An 18,052-nucleotide genomic window follows, 5' to 3' on the forward strand; every position below is an offset into this window, starting at 1 on the left:
TTCGTGGGGTGAGTGGCCTTGCGCGCTGTCTATTTTCTGACAAGCGGCGTAAACTCCGCCTCTCTTCATATCACTGATACAGAAACATGCATACGACCCCCGCCGCCGCCTCGCCAAAGTCATTTGATTTAACCTCATCGGCGTTTTAGATTGTTGCCTTCCTTACCGGGATTGCCGGTGCGTTACAAACTCCAACCCTGAGCCTGTTCCTTACTAACGAGGTTCATGCCCGTCCGGCCATGGTCGGTTTCTTCTTTACCGGAAGCGCCATCATCGGCATCCTGGTCAGCCAGTTTCTGGCCGGGCGTTCGGACAAGAAAGGCGACCGCAAATCCCTGATCGTCTTTTGCTGCCTGATGGGCGTGTTTGCCTGCCTGCTATTCGCCTGGAACCGTAACTATTTCGTGTTGTTGTTTGTCGGCGTGTTTCTCAGCAGCTTCGGCTCCACCGCCAACCCCCAGCTGTTCGCCCTCGCCCGGGAGCATGCCGACCATACCGGCCGCGAGGCGGTGATGTTCAGCTCGATCCTGCGCGCCCAGGTCTCCCTGGCATGGGTGGTCGGGCCGCCGCTGGCCTACGCCCTGGCGATGGGGTTTGGTTTCACGGCGATGTATCTCAGCGCCGCCGTGGCCTTTGTGGTCTGTGGCGCGATGGTGTGGTTTTTCCTGCCGACGATGCGCAAAGAGCCGAAGCTGGCGACCGGAGTGCTGGAATCCCCTCGCCGCAACCGGCGCGATGCCCTGCTGCTGTTTACGGTTTGCACCTTAATGTGGGGCACCAACAGCCTGTACATCATCAATATGCCGCTGTTTATCATTAATGAACTGCATCTGTCCGAGAAGCTGGCGGGGGTGATGATGGGAACCGCCGCCGGGCTGGAGATCCCGACGATGCTGATTGCGGGCTACTACGCAAAACGCTTCGGTAAACGTTTCCTGATGCGCGTTGCCGCCGTCGCGGGCCTGCTGTTTTACGTCGGAATGCTTACCGCCCACTCACCGGTGGTGCTGCTGGGATTAAAGCTGCTGAACGCCATTTATATTGGCATTCTCGCCGGGATCGGCATGCTCTACTTCCAGGATCTGATGCCAGGCCAGGCGGGTGCCGCGACGACGCTGTACACCAATACCACCCGTGTGGGCTGGATTATCGCCGGTTCTGTGGCCGGGGTGGTGGCCGAGTTCTGGAGCTATCACGCGGTATTCTGGATTGCGCTGGGGATGTGCATCCTCACCACGCTCTGCCTGACGCGCATTAAGGACATTTAAGGCGCGGTGAGCGCCTCGAGTTCGAGCAGCCAGGTCATGGCCTGCCCGCGCGAGGTGCTGCACATCTCGAGCGAAGGCTGGAGCCCGGCACAGACTTTGGGCCGCAAGCTCGAGCCGAAGATTTTGCAGCGCTGCTGTGCGTCCAGCTGGACGCAAGGCGTATTGGCAGGCTTGCCGTTGGGCATCCCGGGAATGGGGCTGGAGATGGAAGGCGCAGTGCAACATGCGCCGCAGTCCGGACGGCAATCCATAAACGTACTTTACCTGAAAGAAAGCCGCTCCCGCGGGCGTGACGCGCACAGTAACACCTTTTGCGTATTGATAGCAAAAGCCACGAAATCCACTTGCCTGAAATGCCGCGCGCGAGTACTTTGACGCGATATTTTTGACCTTCCCGTAAACAGGATGACTGCAATGCCAAGAGCGAACGAAATTAAGAAAGGTATGGTGCTGAATTACAACGGCAAGCTGCTGATTGTGAAAGACATCGATATTCAGGCACCCAGCGCCCGTGGCGCAGCAACGCTGTACAAAATGCGTTTTGCTGATGTGCGTACCGGTCTGAAAGTTGAAGAACGTTTCAAAGGCGACGATATCGTGGATACCGTTACCCTGACCCGTCGCTATGTCGATTTCTCCTACGTTGACGGCAACGAATACGTCTTTATGGATAAAGAAGACTACACCCCGTACATCTTCACCAAAGATCAGATTGAAGAAGAGCTGCTGTTTATCCCGGAAGGCGGGATGCCGGATATGCAGGTCCTGACCTGGGACGGCGTCCTGCTGGCGCTGGAGCTGCCGCAGACCGTCGATCTGGAGATCGTGGAAACGGCACCGGGCATCAAAGGTGCGTCCGCTTCCGCGCGTAACAAACCGGCGACCCTGACCACCGGTCTGGTCGTACAGGTGCCGGAATACCTCTCCGCAGGCGAGAAAATCCGCATCCATATCGAAGAAAAACGCTATATGGGTCGTGCTGACTAATGTGGCATTTGCCCGGTGGCGCTGCGCTTACCGGGCCTACAAAAAAACCGGCCATTGGGCCGGTTTTTTATTCGTGCTGTTGTAGGCCGGGTAAGGCGAAGCCGCCACCCGGCAGCTGAACCTACAGGAGTTCTGAATACTTCGTCATCTTCAGCGCCAGCTCCACACCGCGCACTTCCGCCATCCCCTTCAGACGCCCAATCGCGGAATAACCCGGGTTGGTTTTCTTACGCAGATCGTCCAGCATCTGGTGCCCGTGATCCGGGCGGAACGGAATCGGACGCAGATCGCCCGCCCGCTTGCGGCGCTGCTCTTCACCCAGAATCGCATCGACCACCGCCACCATGTTCACGTCGCCGCCAAGATGCGCCGCTTCGTGGAAGGTTTTCGGGTTATCTTCCCGGCAGGTGGCCCGCAGGTGGGTGAAGTGGATCCGGTCGCCGAAGGTCTCGATCATCTGCACCAGGTCGTTATCGGCACGCACGCCGTAGGAACCGGTACACATCGTGAAGCCGTTATAGATGCTGTCGACCGTCTCTTTCAGCCACTGCATATCCTCAATGGTGGAGACGATACGCGGCAGGCCGAGGATCGGACGCGGTGGATCGTCCGGGTGGACCGCCAGACGCACGCCCACCTCTTCCGCCACCGGCACGATAGCGCGCAGGAAGACGGCCATGTTTTCCCGCAGCTGGGCTTTATCAATGTTGCCATACTCCGCCAGACGCGCGCGGAACTGGTCGAGGGTGTAGCCCTCTTCCGCACCCGGCAGGCCGGCGATAATGTTGCGGGTCAGTTTTTCAATCTCGGCATCGCTGGCGTTGTTGAACCATTCCTGCGCCTGCTGCTGCTCTTGTGCGGTGTAATCTGCCGCTGCGCCTTCGCGCTTCAGGATGTGCAGCTCGAAGGCGGCAAAGGCGATCTGGTCAAAGCGCAGCGCTTTTGAGCCATCCGGCATTTCGTATTCGAGGTCGGTACGCGTCCAGTCGAGGATTGGCATAAAGTTGTAGCACACGGTATCAATACCGCAGGCCGCCAGGTTGCGGATACTCTGCTGGTAGTTGGCAATCCAGGTCTGGTAATCACCGGAGTGGGTTTTGATCTCTTCGTGAACCGGAATACTTTCGACCACCGACCAGGTCAGCCCTTTCTCTGCCAGCAGCGCCTGACGCGCTTTGATCTCTTCCACCGGCCACACCTGACCGTTGGGAATATGGTGCAGTGCGGTGACGACGCCCGTTGCGCCAGCCTGACGCACATCATCAAGAGAAACCGGGTCTTTCGGCCCGTACCAACGCCAGGTTTGTTCCATTGATTCACCCTCTAAAGTTGTTATACCAATATTATCTATCGAGATGACGACTACCATACATGCATGACCAGAGAGGTCAACGTGTCTCGCTATATTGATTGATCCATCTCACAGTTCCCGGATAATTACGGCTCACCAATTCAATTTGTTGTCATATAACTTTACACTAGCATTGTTAATTAATGGTTAATCAGGTGTGTATTTCATGAAGACAATTGCCTCCACCACGCTACCCGCTAATGTATTACAGCCGCAGTACGATCGTCAGGCGTTACGCTCCCGTATCGTCCATTTCGGCTTTGGTGCCTTTCATCGCGCCCATCAGGCGCTCCTGACCGATCGGGTGCTGAACGCCAAAGGCGGCGACTGGGGGATATGTGAGATTAGCCTGTTTAGCGGCGATACGCTGATGAGCCAGCTGCGCGCGCAGGATCATCTGTTTACGGTGCTGGAAAAAGGCGCTGAAGGTAATCAGCCGATTATCGTGGGGGCGGTGCATGAATGCCTGAACGCAAAGCTGGATTCGCTGGCGGCCATTATTGAGAAGTTTTGCGAGCCGCAGGTGGCGATTGTCTCCCTGACCATTACCGAAAAGGGCTACTGCATCGATCCGGCCACCGGCAAGTTGGATACCCGTAATGAACGCATCATTCACGATCTGGACTATCCCGATGAACCGCACTCCGCGCCGGGGATCCTGGTCGAAGCGTTGCATCGCCGTCGCGAGCGGGGTCTTTCGCCGTTCAGCGTGCTTTCCTGCGATAACATTCCCGATAACGGCCACGTGGTGAAAAACGCGGTGCTGGGCATGGCCCACAAGCGTTCGCCTGAGCTGGCGGAGTGGATCGCCGCTAACGTCAGCTTCCCGGGCACCATGGTGGACAGGATCGTGCCCGCTGCCACAGACGACTCTCTTGCAGAAATCGCCCGTGAGGTGGGTGTCGAGGATCCGTGCGCCATCAGCTGCGAGCCCTTTATCCAGTGGGTGATCGAGGACAACTTTGTCGCTGGCCGCCCGGAGTGGGAAGTAGCCGGAGTACAGATGGTGCAGGACGTCCTGCCGTGGGAGCAGATGAAGCTGCGCATGCTCAACGGCAGCCATTCGTTCCTGGCGTATCTCGGCTATCTGGCCGGTTTCGCCCATATCAACGACTGCATGGCGGACAGCGCGCTGCGTGACGCTGCCCGTCGCCTGATGCTCGATGAACAGGCCCCGACGCTGCGCATCACCGGGGTGGATCTCACCGCCTACGCGGACAGCCTGATTGACCGCTTCGCCAACCCGGCGCTGCAGCACCGCACCTGGCAGATTGCGATGGACGGCAGCCAGAAACTGCCTCAGCGCATGCTGGAGAGTATCCGTCTTCACCGCCAGCGCGACACCGCCTGGCCGCTGCTGGCGCTCGGTGTGGCAGGCTGGATGCGCTATGTTAGCGGCGTGGACGATGCGGGTAACGCCATTGATGTCCGCGATCCGCTGAGCGATAAAATTCGCACCATCGTCGAAACCAGCAGCGAAGAGGAGCGCGTCGTCGCCCTGCTGACGCTCACTGAAATTTTCGGCACCGACCTGCCGCAGGATCCGCAGTTCGTGGCGGCCGTCACCGCAGCTTACCAGCGCATCCGCCAGACGGGCGCGCGCCAGGCTATTATCGATACGCTCCAGTTTTAACCGGTGCGTTTCAGGCGAGCGGGAAGCCTCCCGTTCGCCCTCCCCTTCCAATGGCTGTTCTTTTGCGTCAGGATTACTGATAATTGTTATAGCATTACATTTATCACCCCTGGAGCATCTGTGACTAAAACCAATCTCATTACTGGCTTTCTCGGCAGCGGGAAAACCACGTCGATACTGCACCTGCTGGCGAATAAAGATCCTGCTGAAAAATGGGCCGTACTGGTCAATGAGTTTGGCGAGATCGGCATTGATGGCGCGCTGCTGGCCGATAACGGGGCGCTGGTGAAGGAGATCCCGGGGGGATGCATGTGCTGCGTGAACGGTCTGCCGATGCAGGTGGGGCTGAACACCCTGCTGCGTCAGGGCAAGCCCGACCGGCTGCTGATTGAACCCACCGGGCTGGGCCATCCGAAGCAGATCCTCGACCTGCTCACCGCCCCGGTCTATGAGCCGTGGATCGATTTGCGCGCTACCCTGTGTCTGCTCGACCCGCGTCAGCTGCTGGACGAGAAATATGTCCAGAACGAGAATTTCCGCGATCAGCTTGCCGCCGCCGACGTCATCATCGCCAATAAAGAGGATCGTGCCACCGCGGAAAGCCGCGCCGCGCTGGATATCTGGTGGCAGCACTTCGGCGGTGAACGCCAGCTCGCGTATACCACTCAGGGGAATATCGACAATACCCTGCTTGACCTGCCGAGGCGTAATCTGAATGCGTTGCCCGCCAGCGCTGCCCATACCCACAGCCACGGCGAAAAACAGGGGCTGGCCGCGCTGAGCCTGCCTGCGCATCAGCGCTGGCGTCGCAGCCTGAACAGCGGCCAGGGGCATCAGGCCTGCGGCTGGGTGTTCGACGCCGACACCTGCTTCGACACTATCGGTTTGCTCGAGTGGGTGCGGCTGGCACCGGTTGAGCGCGTGAAAGGGGTAATGCGTATTCCCGAGGGGCTCTTACAGGTCAATCGTCAGGGGGCCGATTTTCACATCGAGACGCAGGGCGTGGCGCCGCCGGATAGCCGAATAGAGTTAATTAGTGCGGTTAACACCGACTGGAACGCCTTACAGTCGAGCTTGTTGAAGCTTCGTTTAAGTTCGGGCAACTAACGTTGCCCTGATTTAACTGCTGACGGCATGATGATGAAAACCCGACTATTACCCATTTTATTACTCAACCTGGCTGGCCTGGCCCTCTTTTTATCCTGGTATCTGCCGGCCAACCACGGTTTCTGGTTCCCGCTGGACAGCGGGATATTTCACTTCTTCAACCACCAGCTGGTGGAGAGTCGCGCCTTCCTGTGGCTGGTGGCGATCACCAACAACCGCGCCTTTGACGTCTGCTCCCTGCTGGCGATGGGCTACCTGATGCTCACCTTCTGGCGCAACGAAAGCGCTGCCGGACGGCGACGCATTCTGATGATCGGCCTGGTGATGCTGCTGGCCGCGGTGGTTCTGAACCAGCTGGCGCAGGCCCTTATTCCGGTAAAACGCGCGAGTCCGACGCTATTTTTCCCGGATATCTACCGCGTCAGTGAATTGCTGCATATTTCGACAAAGGACGCTTCGAAGGACAGTTTCCCGGGCGATCACGGGATGATGCTGCTTATTTTCACCGCGTTTATGTGGCGCTATTTTGGTCATAAGACTTTCGCATTAGCCCTGATTATTTTTATGGTTTTCTCTTTCCCACGGGTAATGATCGGCGCGCACTGGTTCAGCGATATTGCCGTCGGATCCCTTTCGGTGGCGTTGATTGGGCTTCCATGGTGTCTGATGACCCCATTGAGTGAGCGCTTAATAACCTTTTTTGATCGCTACCTGCCCCGGGTAATTCAACAATCTTAAAACAAGTTACTCACCGAAATTAACAGTATCCATCAGGGATCATTGCCGATCTCTGATGGATTATCGGCTTGCCCTCCCCGCTCTTGTCATCTTCCTGTCATATTAATCACGTTAGAAATTAACGCGTTGTACAATCCTTAACCTAAATTACTCCCTGATATTGCTATCCCGACAGCAAACTTTCGGTATCACATTTTCTTATAAAAAATTGGATATTTTTGCTCGCAATGGCTGGCCCGATCGGGTACTCTCAGACTCGTTTTACCTCAGCGCTACAATTATTATCGTTGTAAATAAATTTGTGCGATTCGCCACAGATTTGACCATAAAGAATTGTCTGATAGTGCGCAGGTATTTAGTCTCGTCTCGCTTGGCATTTTTTATAACGATATTTGTCGTTAAGGACTTCAAGGGATAATAAACAACATGGTCAAATCTCAACCGATTTTGAGATACTTCTCACGGGTGATCCCGGCGATTGCAGTAGCGGTTCTGCTTTCAGCTTGTAGCGCATCGAATACCGCAAAGAATATGCATCCTGAGACGCGTGTTGTGGGGTCGGAAGACGCCTCTTCACTGCAAGCTTCTCAGGATGAATTTGAAAAAATGGTCAGCAATCTGGATATTAAATCCCGATTAATGGACCAGTATGCTAGCTGGAAAGGCGTGCGCTATCGCCTTGGCGGCGAAACACGTAAAGGGATTGATTGTTCCGGTTTCGTACAGCGTACTTTCCGCGAACAGTTTGGTTTAGAACTTCCGCGTTCAACCTATGAACAACAGGAAATGGGCAAATCGATTTCGCGTAGCAGCTTACGCACCGGCGATTTAGTTCTGTTCCGTGCGGGTTCAACCGGCCGTCATGTCGGCATCTATATTGGTAACGACCAGTTTGTCCACGCGTCCACCAGCAGTGGTGTAACGATCTCCAGTATGAACGAGCCCTACTGGAAGAAGCGCTACAATGAAGCGCGTCGTGTACTGACTCGCAGTTAACCACCTGTGCTGTCCGTTTCCCTTGGCTGACAGCATGGTAAAAAAGCACTGCTTATGCAGTGCTTTTTTTTTGTACCTCAACATTGAAATCAGGTCTGGTCGTTCCAGGCTATAGTCTGATAGTTGCGTGAGTTTAGCCGTCATGATAACGCGGGCGGCACATCAGGATCCGATACCATTTATGTTTACCCGCCGTTTATCAACCCGCCGCAAAGTGCTGATGCTCAGCGTGCTTGTCGGTCTTCTTGTCGTCCTGCTCTGCGGCGGTATGCAGTTTTTTTTCAATTATCACAAACGGGAAGTGAAATTCGATAACCTGATTACCGACCTCCATGACTATATGGCGGATTATTTCAAAGAGCTGCGCGTCTCCGTTGATGAACTGCAGCCGTTGATCTTGAGCCAGTGCCACGAGGTCAGCGCCGAATTAACCTCCCGCGCCGCATTCAGCCTTAACGTCCGAGCCTTCCTGCTGGTAAAAGATAAAATCGCCTTCTGCTCGTCAGCAACCGGGCCATTGCATGTGCCCCTCAGCGAGCTGGTGCCGGATGTCGACATTAATAAAGAGGTCGATATGGTCCTGCTGCCCGGTACCCCGATGATGCCGAAAAAACCGGCCATTGTGTTATGGCACCGAAATCCGCTGTTGAATAACGGCGGGGTATTTACCTCTATTAATCTCAACCTGACCCCCTATCTGTTATATACCGCCCGCCAGGATGAATTTGCGGGTATTGCCCTTATTATCGGCAAGACCGCTTTTTCGACCTATTCAAACCAGTTAATCCCTGTTTCGGATCTGAAGGAGCACCCTGCACGCGCCAGCCAGATTGAGGGGCTGCCGCTCACCATTCATCTGTACGCCGAAACCTGGACGCTGGCCGATCTGCAATTTGCGCTGCTGTTTGGACTGATGTGCGGCTCAAGCATCGGGGTTCTCTGTTTCTACGGGCTGATGAACCGCGCCAACCCGCGTAAAGAGATCCTCACCGGCATTAAGCAGAATCAGTTTTACGTCGTCTATCAGCCGGTCGTGGACGCGACTAACATGCAAATGGGCGGCGTGGAGGTGCTGATGCGCTGGCACCATCCAGGCGCTGGCGAGATCCCGCCGGATGCCTTTATTAGCTTTGCGGAAGCGCAGAAATTAATTGTGCCGCTGACCCTGCATCTCTTCGACCTGATCCTGCGCGACGCCCCGGCGCTGAAAAAACGCCTCCCCCCGGGTTCCAAACTGGGGATTAATATCTCCCCGGGTCACCTGCATGCCGACAGCTTCAAGGACGATATGCGTAAGTTTGCCGCCTCGCTGCCACCGGATCATTTCCAGCTTGTGCTCGAAATTACCGAGCGCGATATGCTGAATCAGCGGGAAGCAACAAAGCTGTTTGAGTGGCTGCACCTGGAAGGGTTTGAAATCGCGGTGGATGACTTTGGCACCGGGCACAGCGCCCTGATCTACCTTGAGCGTTTTACCATGGACTATCTCAAAATCGATCGGGGCTTCGTTAACGCCATCGGCATGGAAACCGTCACCTCCCCGGTGCTGGATACGGTGCTGACCCTCGCCCAACGACTCAACATGGTGACCATCGCCGAAGGGGTCGAGACCCCCGAGCAGGCGAAGTGGCTGCGCGATCACGGCGTCAATATGCTGCAGGGCTACTGGATCAGCCGCCCGATGCGCCTGGAGCAGCTACAGGTCTGGCAGCCTGATGTTCACCTGGACCGCGAATAATTTCCCAACCACCGCTACGTCACTTATTATTCAGGTATCCGGCCCGGCCAGACTGTAAGAGGAAAACGTAGCGGAATGATTGTGCGCATAGTAGTGCTGCTGATGGCGATGATGAGTGGACTCGGCCAGGCGCAAACCATCAAAGAGAGCTACGCGTTCGCGGTGATTGGCGAGCCGAAATATGCCATCAATTTCGATCGCTATGACTACGTCAACCCTGCCGCGCCCAAAGGGGGCAGCGTTACTCTTGCAGCCATTGGCACCTTCGACAACTTCAACCGCTACGCCCTGCGCGGCGTGGCGGCCGAGCGCACCGATGCCCTTTACGATACCCTCTTTACCACCTCTGACGATGAGCCCGGCAGCTACTATCCGCTGGTGGCAGAGCAGGCACGCTACGCCGATGATTTTTCCTGGATGGAGCTGACCATCAACCCGCTGGCGCGCTTTCATGACGGCACGCCGGTGAAGGCCAGCGACGTGGCCTTCACCTTCCATAAATTTATGACCGAAGGAGTGCCGCAGTTCCGGCTGGTCTATAAAGGGGCGATGGTGACGGCCATCGCCCCGCTGACGGTGCGCATCACGCTGCCTAAACCCAATAAAGAGGACATGCTGAGCCTGTTGACCCTGCCGGTGATGCCCGAAAAGTTCTGGAAAGACCACAAGCTCAGCGATCCGCTCGCCACCCCACCGCTGGCGGGTGGGCCGTATCGCATCACCCACTGGCGGATGGGACAGTATCTGATCTACTCCCGGGTGAAAGATTACTGGGCGGCCAACCTGCCGGTGAACCGGGGCCGCTGGAATTTTGACACCCTGCGCTACGACTACTATCTGGACGACAATGTGGCCTTCGAAGCCTTTAAAGCGGGTGCCTTTGATATGCGGGTCGAAAGCAGCGCCAAAAACTGGGCCACGCGCTACACCGGGAAAAACTTTGACCGCGGCTTTATCGTGAAAGAGGCGCTGAAAAACGACTCCGCTCAGGACACGCGCTGGCTGGCGTTTAATATTCAGCGCCCGGTATTCAGCGATCGCCGCGTCCGCGAGGCCATTACCCTCGCCTTTGATTTTGAGTGGATGAACAAGGCGCTGTTCTACGGTGCCTACAGCAGGGTTAACAGCTATTTCCAGAACACGGAGTATGCGGCGAAGGGCTACCCGGATGCCGCAGAACTGACGCTTCTCGCGCCGTTGAAAAGCGCTATTCCACCGGAGGTCTTTACCCGCGTCTTCCGGCCTCCCGTCTCTGGAGGCGACGGCTACGATCGCAACAACCTGCTGAAGGCCAGCCAGCTGCTGGATGAGGCCGGATGGGAAATCAAAAATAAGCAGCGGGTCAACAAGCAAACCGGTAAACCGCTCAGCTTTGAACTGCTGCTGGCCTCCGGCGGCAATAACCAGTGGGTGCTGCCGTTCCAGCACAACCTTGAGCGGCTGGGCATTACCATGAACATCCGCCAGGTGGATAATTCTCAAGCCACCAACCGGATGCGCAACCGCGATTACGATATGATGCCGCGCCTGTGGCGGGCGATGCCCTGGCCCGGGACTGACCTGCAGATCTCATGGTCCTCAGAATACATTGACTCAACCTATAATGCGCCGGGGGTGAAAAACCCGGCGGTCGATGCCCTGATTGCGCAGATCGTTGCCGCGCAGGGCGATAAAGAGAAGCTGCTACCCCTCGGGCGGGCGCTGGATCGGGTCCTGACCTGGAACTATTACATGCTGCCAATGTGGTTTATGGGCCAGGACCGGGTGGCCCGCTGGGATAAGTTCGCCCTTCCTGCCCAGCGCCCGGTCTATGCTCTCGGGTTTGAAAACTGGTGGTATGACGTTAACAGAGCGGCGAAATTACCCGCCGAACGGCGTTAAGGATACGCAATGGGCGCTTATTTACTTCGTCGTTTACTGCTGGTGATCCCCACCCTGTGGGCGATCATCACCATCAACTTTTTTATCGTGCAGATCGCCCCGGGCGGCCCGGTGGATCAGGCGATTGCCGCCGTCGAATTCGGTAACAGCGGGACGATGCCCGGCGGGGGCGATGAAGGCATGCGCGCCAGCCACGCCCGCACCGGGGTCGGCAATATCAATGAGAGCCACTATCGCGGCGGGCGCGGCCTGGATCCGGAGGTGATCGCCGAGATCACCCAGCGCTACGGCTTTGATAAGCCGATCCACGAACGTTACTTCAAAATGCTGGGGGACTATCTGCGCTTTGATTTTGGCGACAGCCTGTTCCGTAGCGCCTCGGTGCTGCATCTGATTAAAGAGAGCCTGCCGGTTTCCATCACCCTGGGGCTATGGGGCACCCTGATTATCTATCTGGTCTCGATCCCGCTCGGCATCCGCAAAGCGATGGATAACGGCAGCCGGTTCGATATCTGGAGCAGCACCTTCATTATTGTTGGCTATGCGATCCCGGCGTTCCTGTTTGCCGTGCTGCTGATCGTCTTCTTTGCCGGCGGGAGCTACTTCGATATCTTCCCGCTGCGCGGGCTGGTGTCGACCGATTTCAGCAGCCTGCCGTGGTACAAGAAGATCACCGACTATCTGTGGCACATCACCCTGCCGGTGCTGGCGACGGTGATCGGCGGCTTTGCGGCCCTGACCATGTTGACCAAAAACGCTTTCCTCGACGAGATCCGCAAGCAGTACGTGGTCACCGCCCGCGCCAAAGGGGTGAGCGAGCGGCGTATCCTGTGGAAACACATTTTTCGCAATGCCATGCTGCTGGTGATCGCCGGTTTTCCTGCCACCTTTATCAGCATGTTCTTTACCGGCTCCCTGCTCATTGAGGTGATGTTCTCGCTCAATGGCCTGGGGCTGCTGGGCTACGAGGCCACCGTCTCGCGGGATTATCCGGTGATGTTTGGCACGCTCTATATTTTCACCCTGATTGGCCTGCTGCTGAATATCCTCAGCGATATCTGCTATACGCTGGTCGATCCGCGTATTGATTTTGAGGGTCGCTGATGCCGCGCTTAAGCCCCATCAACCAGGCCCGCTGGGCTCGCTTTCGTGACAATCGCCGCGGCTACTGGTCGCTGTGGATTTTCGCCCTGTTTTTCGCCCTGAGCCTCTGTTCGGAACTCATTGCCAACGACAAGCCGCTGCTGGTGCACTTTAACGATCGCTGGTACGTTCCGGTGGTGAAAGAGTACAGCGAAAGCGATTTTGGCGGCCCTTTTGCCACCGCAGCGGATTATCAGGACCCGTGGTTGCAGGCGCAGCTTAGCGAGCACGGCTGGGTGCTGTGGACGCCGGTCCGCTTTGGCGCCACCAGCATTAACTTTGCCACCATCACGCCGTTCCCGTCTCCGCCCTCGGCGCAAAACTGGCTCGGCACCGATGCCAACGGTGGGGATGTGCTGGCGCGTATTCTCTACGGGACGCGGATCTCCATTTTGTTTGGCCTGCTGCTGACCCTGTTTTCCAGCGTGATGGGCGTACTGGCCGGAGCGATTCAGGGTTATTACGGCGGGAAGATTGACCTCTGGGGGCAGCGGTTTATCGAAGTCTGGTCCGGGATGCCGACGCTGTTCTTAATTATTCTGCTCTCCAGCGTGGTTCAGCCCAACTTCTGGTGGCTGTTGGCTATTACGGTGCTCTTTGGCTGGATGGCGCTGGTGGGCGTCGTGCGGGCGGAATTCCTGCGCACCCGCAACTTCGACTACATCCGCGCCGCTCAGGCGCTGGGGGTGAGCGATCGCGGGATCATCTTCCGCCATATGTTGCCGAACGCCATGGTGGCAACCCTGACCTTCCTGCCGTTTATTCTGTGCAGCTCCATCACCACCCTCACCTCGCTCGATTTCCTCGGCTTCGGCCTGCCGCTGGGGTCGCCGTCGCTGGGCGAGCTGCTGTTACAGGGAAAAAACAATCTCCAGGCACCGTGGCTCGGGATTGCCGCCTTTCTCTCCGTCGCCGTGCTGCTCTCTTTGCTGATTTTCATTGGCGAAGCGGTCCGCGATGCCTTTGATCCGAATAAGGCGGTTTAAGATGACCCAGCCTCTGCTTCACATCGACGCTCTCTCCATCGCTTTTCGCCAGCAGGGCGAGCTGCGCACCGTGGTCAACGATATCTCCCTGCAAATAGATGCAGGGGAAACGCTGGCGCTGGTGGGGGAATCGGGCTCCGGGAAGAGCGTCACCGCCCTCTCGGTTCTGCGTCTGCTCCCCGCCCCGCCGGTGGTCTATCCCCAGGGCGATATCCTGTTCCATGGCCAGTCGCTGCTGCATGCCGACGAGCGTACCCTGCGCGGGGTGCGGGGCAACAGGATCGCCATGATTTTCCAGGAGCCGATGGTATCGCTTAACCCGCTGCATACCCTGGAAAAACAGCTCTATGAGGTGCTCTCCCTGCACCGCGGGATGCGTAAAGAGGCGGCGCGCGGGGAGATGCTCGACTGCCTCGAACGCACCGGGATCCGCAATGCCGCAAAACGGCTCGGTGATTTTCCGCATCAGCTCTCCGGCGGTGAACGCCAGCGGGTGATGATCGCCATGGCGCTGCTGACCCGCCCGGAATTGCTGATTGCCGATGAACCGACTACCGCGCTGGACGTCACGGTGCAGGCGCAGATCCTGCAGCTGTTACGCGAGCTGCGCGACGAACTGAACATGAGCCTGCTGTTTATCACCCACAATCTTAGCATCGTGAAAAAGCTGGCCGACCGGGTGGCGGTGATGCAAAACGGCCGCTGCGTGGAACAGAACCGGGCCGCGACGCTGCTTGCCGCCCCCCAGCACCCCTATACCCAGCGGCTGCTCAACAGCGAGCCCGCCGGGGATCCCGTTCCGCTGCCGGACGTTGCGCAACCGCTATTGAGCGTAAAAGATCTCTCGGTAGCGTTTCCGGTGCGCAAAGGCCTCCTGCGGCGGGTGGTGGACAACAAGCAGGTGCTGAACAACGTCAGCTTTACGTTACGCCCCGGCGAAACTCTGGGGCTGGTGGGCGAATCCGGATCCGGCAAGAGCACCACCGGGCTGGCGCTGCTGCGCCTGATCGCCTCGAAAGGGGAGATTGTGTTTGACGAGCGGCCGCTGCACCGCTGGGATCGCCGACAGATGCTGCCCGTCCGCCACCGGATGCAGGTGGTGTTTCAGGATCCGAACTCCTCCCTGAATCCACGTCTCAACGTGCAGCAAATTATTGAGGAGGGTCTGCGGGTGCATCAACCCGAGCTCAGCCTTAAGGCGCGGGAAGAGGAAGTGATTCGGGTAATGGGCGAAGTGGGGCTGGATCCGCAGACCCGGCATCGCTATCCTGCCGCCTTCTCCGGTGGCCAGCGTCAGCGCATCGCCATTGCCCGCGCGCTGATCCTGCGCCCGGAGCTCATTATTCTGGATGAACCCACCTCATCGCTGGATAAAACCGTGCAGGCGCAGATTCTGGCGCTGCTGAAGGAGCTCCAGCAAAAGCACCGGCTGGCCTATATCTTTATCAGCCACGATTTACAGGTGGTACGGGCGCTTTGTCACCAGGTGATTGTGTTACGGCAGGGAGAGGTGGTCGAGCAAGGGGAGTGTCAGCGCGTGTTTGCCGCGCCGACGCAGGAGTACACGCGTCAGCTATTAGCGTTACGCTGACGCTCAGACAGGATCCTGACCTGCTACGGATTCGGCAATCGCCACACCGAAGTTTTTCAGACGGCAGGTTGCCGCAAATTCGTCCTGGCTTTTCACGAACAGGCACGGCTCGCCTTCGCACTCCAGGACCGAGCTGTAAAGCTCAATATCCGTCAGCGCCTGGCTCAGCTTTTCCATCACCGGCCATGCGTTGCCCTCTTCCGGCCCCAGCAGCTTGAGCGCCACCAGACAGTTGTCACTGTTCGCAGCGTTTTGCGGAATCGGTTCAACCTTCGAGCCTGCAAAACCCGCCGACCAGCGATAGCTCTGCGGCAAGCGATGGATAATGGAGAGCTGTAATGTATTCACGTTTGTTCCCCGGAAGCAAAATATACTTCACAATCTATTTACATTTATAGTAACACATCATTAAACACTTGCTCTATTTTGAGTAAGAAAACGCTTACACCCAGTTACCACGGGCTCTGGCGTCTTATTTCTCAGGGCTTTTTGTCAGTGTTTCAGATCGATGGCGGCGCTATATGTACCCGTTTCTGTGATCTAACACAACCTTTTTAGGTACAAAGCTGTGACTATTTACACAAATATATTTTACATAAAAGAAACAAACATGGCGTCAACGAAACCTGTTTTGGTTGACCGGCATCAAAAAAGGGCCCCGTCGGGACCCTTTTTTGTGCCTTATTTGACCGCTTTTCGTGGTCGGCTGGCGTAGAGGCAGAAAAGAATAGAACCGGTAGCGCACAGGGCAATTGACCACAGCATCGGCCAGGCGCTGGTAAAGGTCGCCAGGGAGAGCAGCGCCCCGACAATGGCCCCGATACCGAAGCGGAAAGTCCCCGCAAGGGAAGAGGCGGTCCCGGCCATATGCGGGAACTCATCAAGGATCACCGCCATCGCGTTGGACGACACCATCGATATACAGCCGACAAAGGCCGCGATACCCACTACCAGGGTCCAGAAGCCCACGTCGAAGAAGGCGGTCACCACCATCCACATCGCCATCACGAACTGGATCCACAGCCCGATGCGGAACATGTTCAGCGCCCCTACCCGGCGAACGAAGCGGCTGTTAATCATCGTCAGCACAAAGATGAACACCACGTTCAGCGCAAAGTAGTAGCCAAAATGCTGCGGTGAGACGTGGTTAAGCTCGATGTAGACAAAAGGCCCGGCGCTGAGGAAGGAGAACATCCCGGCAAAGCTGAAGCCGCTGGCCAGCATATAGCTCAGCACGCGCTTGTGGCGAAACAGTGACGCAAAGTTGCCGAGCGTGGTGCGGATATGAAACTTCTGCCGATGCTCAGCGGGCAGGGTTTCCTTTATAAAGAAGAAGATCATCGCCGAGGCCAGCAGGGCCGCCAGCGCCAGGATCCAGAAAATCGCATGCCAGCTGAACCACACCAGCACCGCGCCCCCGACCATCGGCGCCACCAGCGGCGCAACGGTGGTGACCAGCATGACGAAGGACATCATGCGGGAGAACTCTTCTTTCGGGTAGATATCACGCATCAGGGCATTGATGACCACGCTGGCCGCCGCTGCCGCCAGGCCGTGGAAGAAACGCATCACAATCAGGTGATCGATGGACTGCGACATCGCACAGGCCGCCGCCGCGCCGGCAAACACCAGCGTCCCGCCCAGTATTACCGGTTTGCGGCCCAGGCTGTCGGCCATCGGTCCGTACAGCAGCTGGCCGAGGGCAAAGCCGAGGATATAGGTGCTGAGGGTCATCTGGGCGCTACCGGCCGGTACGCCAAATTGCTCAGCGATCACCGGCAGCGCGGGCAGATACATGTCGATGGACAGCGGCATCAGCATGGCCAGCAGGCCAAGGATAAAGACAATGCTGAACGACGAGTGTGGCCTGGTGGTCACAGTTAGCTCCTGAAATTAGCGAGAAGAGAGGCCAACGCTGGCAATTTCTTCTTCCGTCAACGGGCGGTATTCGCCTGGCTCAAGTTCCGGGTCGAGAGCAATCTCTCCGATCCGTTCGCGATGCAGACCAACAACGTGGTTTCCCACGGCAGCAAACATGCGTTTTACCTGGTGGTAGCGCCCTTCGCTGATGGTCAGACGCACTTCGGTAGGGGTGATCACTTCCAGCACGGCAGGCCTGGTCAGATCTTTTTCATTATGCAGCTGGACGCCATGGGCGAATTGTTCTGCCGTGCTGTCGCTCACCGGGGATTCCAGAGTCACCAGGTAGGTTTTCTCGCAGTGGTGACGCGGGGAGGTAATACGATGCGACCACTGGCCGTCGTCGGTCATCAGCACCAGGCCGGTGGTGTCGATGTCCAGACGCCCGGCAGCGTGCAGCTTGTGCGCCACGGGTTCGTCGAGGAAATAGAGCACGGTCGGATGATCGGGATCATCGGTCGAGCAGACATAGCCTTGCGGCTTATTGAGCATGAAGTAGCGCGGGCCGTTCTGCTGAGTCAGCGAATTGCCTTCATATTCTACCTGATGCTCAGGCTGGAGTTTGAACGCGCTGTCTCGCACAATGTCGTCATCCACGGTAACGTGGCTGCCGCGAATCAGACGCGCAGCAATAGCGCGGCTTACGCCGAGTTGCTGAGCGATAAACTTATCAAGTCGCATGAAATAATTTTAGCCTTAAAGGTGCCGGGAGC

General features: G+C 57.1%; 15 protein-coding genes and 1 pseudogene. 11 read left to right on the plus strand and 5 right to left on the minus strand.

What is annotated here, in order from left to right:
* Positions 1-86: 86 nt before the first annotated feature.
* A pseudogene (gene setB, locus ES815_RS02565) lies at positions 87-1,268 on the plus strand (sugar efflux transporter SetB).
* Here setB and ES815_RS02570 read toward each other — a convergent pair.
* Positions 1,265-1,519: a YkgJ family cysteine cluster protein gene (locus ES815_RS02570; protein ID WP_142486493.1), complete on the minus strand. Its 255-nt coding sequence runs from the start codon at positions 1,517-1,519 to the stop codon at positions 1,265-1,267. The pseudogene setB and the gene ES815_RS02570 sit on opposite strands and share 4 nt — an antisense overlap.
* A 163-nt stretch (positions 1,520-1,682) precedes the next feature.
* Here ES815_RS02570 and yeiP point away from each other — a divergent pair, with 163 nt between their 5' ends.
* Positions 1,683-2,255 (plus strand): elongation factor P-like protein YeiP, encoded by a 573-nt coding sequence (gene yeiP, locus ES815_RS02575; RefSeq protein WP_014884579.1) that lies wholly within the window; start codon positions 1,683-1,685, stop codon positions 2,253-2,255.
* Positions 2,256-2,376: 121 nt separating this feature from the next.
* Here yeiP and uxuA read toward each other — a convergent pair whose 3' ends face one another.
* A complete protein-coding gene (uxuA, locus tag ES815_RS02580) occupies positions 2,377-3,567 on the minus strand; it encodes a mannonate dehydratase (protein ID WP_142486494.1) in 1,191 nt (396 codons plus the stop codon).
* Positions 3,568-3,772: 205 nt separating this feature from the next.
* On the opposite strand from uxuA, the gene ES815_RS02585 reads away from it, so the two are divergent.
* The 9 genes from ES815_RS02585 to yejF all read left to right on the plus strand — a co-directional run bounded on the left by ES815_RS02585 (position 3,773) and on the right by yejF (position 15,419).
* Positions 3,773-5,239, plus strand: a complete 1,467-nt coding sequence (locus ES815_RS02585; protein ID WP_142486495.1) for a mannitol dehydrogenase family protein — start codon at positions 3,773-3,775, stop codon at positions 5,237-5,239.
* A 120-nt stretch (positions 5,240-5,359) separates the two neighbouring features.
* A complete protein-coding gene (locus ES815_RS02590; RefSeq protein ID WP_142486496.1) occupies positions 5,360-6,346 on the plus strand; it encodes a CobW family GTP-binding protein in 987 nt (328 codons plus the stop codon).
* Positions 6,347-6,379: 33 nt separating this feature from the next.
* Positions 6,380-7,084, plus strand: a complete 705-nt coding sequence (locus ES815_RS02595) for a phosphatase PAP2 family protein (protein ID WP_142486497.1) — start codon at positions 6,380-6,382, stop codon at positions 7,082-7,084.
* Between the two features lie 426 nt (positions 7,085-7,510).
* Positions 7,511-8,080 (plus strand): bifunctional murein DD-endopeptidase/murein LD-carboxypeptidase, encoded by a 570-nt coding sequence (gene mepS / locus ES815_RS02600; protein ID WP_039031038.1) that lies wholly within the window; start codon positions 7,511-7,513, stop codon positions 8,078-8,080.
* Between the two features lie 181 nt (positions 8,081-8,261).
* Positions 8,262-9,818, plus strand: coding sequence for a cyclic di-GMP phosphodiesterase (locus ES815_RS02605; protein WP_142486498.1), 1,557 nt, complete (start codon positions 8,262-8,264; stop codon positions 9,816-9,818).
* A gap of 75 nt (positions 9,819-9,893) precedes the next feature.
* Positions 9,894-11,699: an extracellular solute-binding protein gene (locus ES815_RS02610; RefSeq protein ID WP_142486499.1), complete on the plus strand. Its 1,806-nt coding sequence runs from the start codon at positions 9,894-9,896 to the stop codon at positions 11,697-11,699.
* 9 nt (positions 11,700-11,708) lie between these two features.
* Positions 11,709-12,803, plus strand: coding sequence for a microcin C ABC transporter permease YejB (locus ES815_RS02615; protein WP_142486500.1), 1,095 nt, complete (start codon positions 11,709-11,711; stop codon positions 12,801-12,803).
* Positions 12,803-13,828, plus strand: coding sequence for an ABC transporter permease (locus ES815_RS02620; RefSeq protein WP_142486501.1), 1,026 nt, complete (start codon positions 12,803-12,805; stop codon positions 13,826-13,828). The genes ES815_RS02615 and ES815_RS02620 overlap by 1 nt, the downstream gene beginning before the upstream one ends.
* Position 13,829: 1 nt before the next feature.
* On the plus strand, positions 13,830-15,419 hold the full coding sequence (yejF, locus tag ES815_RS02625; protein WP_142486502.1) for a microcin C ABC transporter ATP-binding protein YejF: 1,590 nt from the start codon (positions 13,830-13,832) through the stop codon (positions 15,417-15,419).
* A gap of 3 nt (positions 15,420-15,422) precedes the next feature.
* Here yejF and ES815_RS02630 read toward each other — a convergent pair whose 3' ends face one another.
* The 3 genes from ES815_RS02630 to rsuA form a co-directional block, all read right to left on the minus strand.
* Complete coding sequence (locus tag ES815_RS02630; protein WP_142486503.1) at positions 15,423-15,767, minus strand: YejG family protein; 345 nt, start codon at positions 15,765-15,767, stop codon at positions 15,423-15,425.
* Positions 15,768-16,100: 333 nt separating this feature from the next.
* Entirely contained in the window at positions 16,101-17,297 is a 1,197-nt protein-coding gene (locus ES815_RS02635) for a Bcr/CflA family multidrug efflux MFS transporter (protein WP_142486504.1), read from the minus strand.
* Positions 17,298-17,312: 15 nt separating this feature from the next.
* On the minus strand, positions 17,313-18,020 hold the full coding sequence (gene rsuA / locus ES815_RS02640) for a 16S rRNA pseudouridine(516) synthase RsuA (RefSeq protein ID WP_142486505.1): 708 nt from the start codon (positions 18,018-18,020) through the stop codon (positions 17,313-17,315).
* Positions 18,021-18,052 lie beyond the last annotated feature (32 nt).

It is taken from the genome of Leclercia adecarboxylata, assembly GCF_006874705.1.
Classification (GTDB): Bacteria; Pseudomonadota; Gammaproteobacteria; order Enterobacterales; family Enterobacteriaceae; genus Enterobacter; species Enterobacter adecarboxylatus_C.

Coding starts and splice junctions, on each gene's coding strand:
- ES815_RS02605 (WP_142486498.1), top strand. CDS start 8,262: ATGTTTACCCGCCGTTTATCAACCCGCCGCAAAGTGCTGATGCTCAGC.
- ES815_RS02610 (WP_142486499.1), top strand. CDS start 9,894: ATGATTGTGCGCATAGTAGTGCTGCTGATGGCGATGATGAGTGGACTC.
- mepS (WP_039031038.1), top strand. CDS start 7,511: ATGGTCAAATCTCAACCGATTTTGAGATACTTCTCACGGGTGATCCCG.
- ES815_RS02595 (WP_142486497.1), top strand. CDS start 6,380: ATGAAAACCCGACTATTACCCATTTTATTACTCAACCTGGCTGGCCTG.
- ES815_RS02585 (WP_142486495.1), top strand. CDS start 3,773: ATGAAGACAATTGCCTCCACCACGCTACCCGCTAATGTATTACAGCCG.
- ES815_RS02570 (WP_142486493.1), bottom strand. CDS start 1,519: ATGGATTGCCGTCCGGACTGCGGCGCATGTTGCACTGCGCCTTCCATC.
- yejF (WP_142486502.1), top strand. CDS start 13,830: ATGACCCAGCCTCTGCTTCACATCGACGCTCTCTCCATCGCTTTTCGC.
- yeiP (WP_014884579.1), top strand. CDS start 1,683: ATGCCAAGAGCGAACGAAATTAAGAAAGGTATGGTGCTGAATTACAAC.
- ES815_RS02615 (WP_142486500.1), top strand. CDS start 11,709: ATGGGCGCTTATTTACTTCGTCGTTTACTGCTGGTGATCCCCACCCTG.
- ES815_RS02620 (WP_142486501.1), top strand. CDS start 12,803: ATGCCGCGCTTAAGCCCCATCAACCAGGCCCGCTGGGCTCGCTTTCGT.
- uxuA (WP_142486494.1), bottom strand. CDS start 3,567: ATGGAACAAACCTGGCGTTGGTACGGGCCGAAAGACCCGGTTTCTCTT.
- rsuA (WP_142486505.1), bottom strand. CDS start 18,020: ATGCGACTTGATAAGTTTATCGCTCAGCAACTCGGCGTAAGCCGCGCT.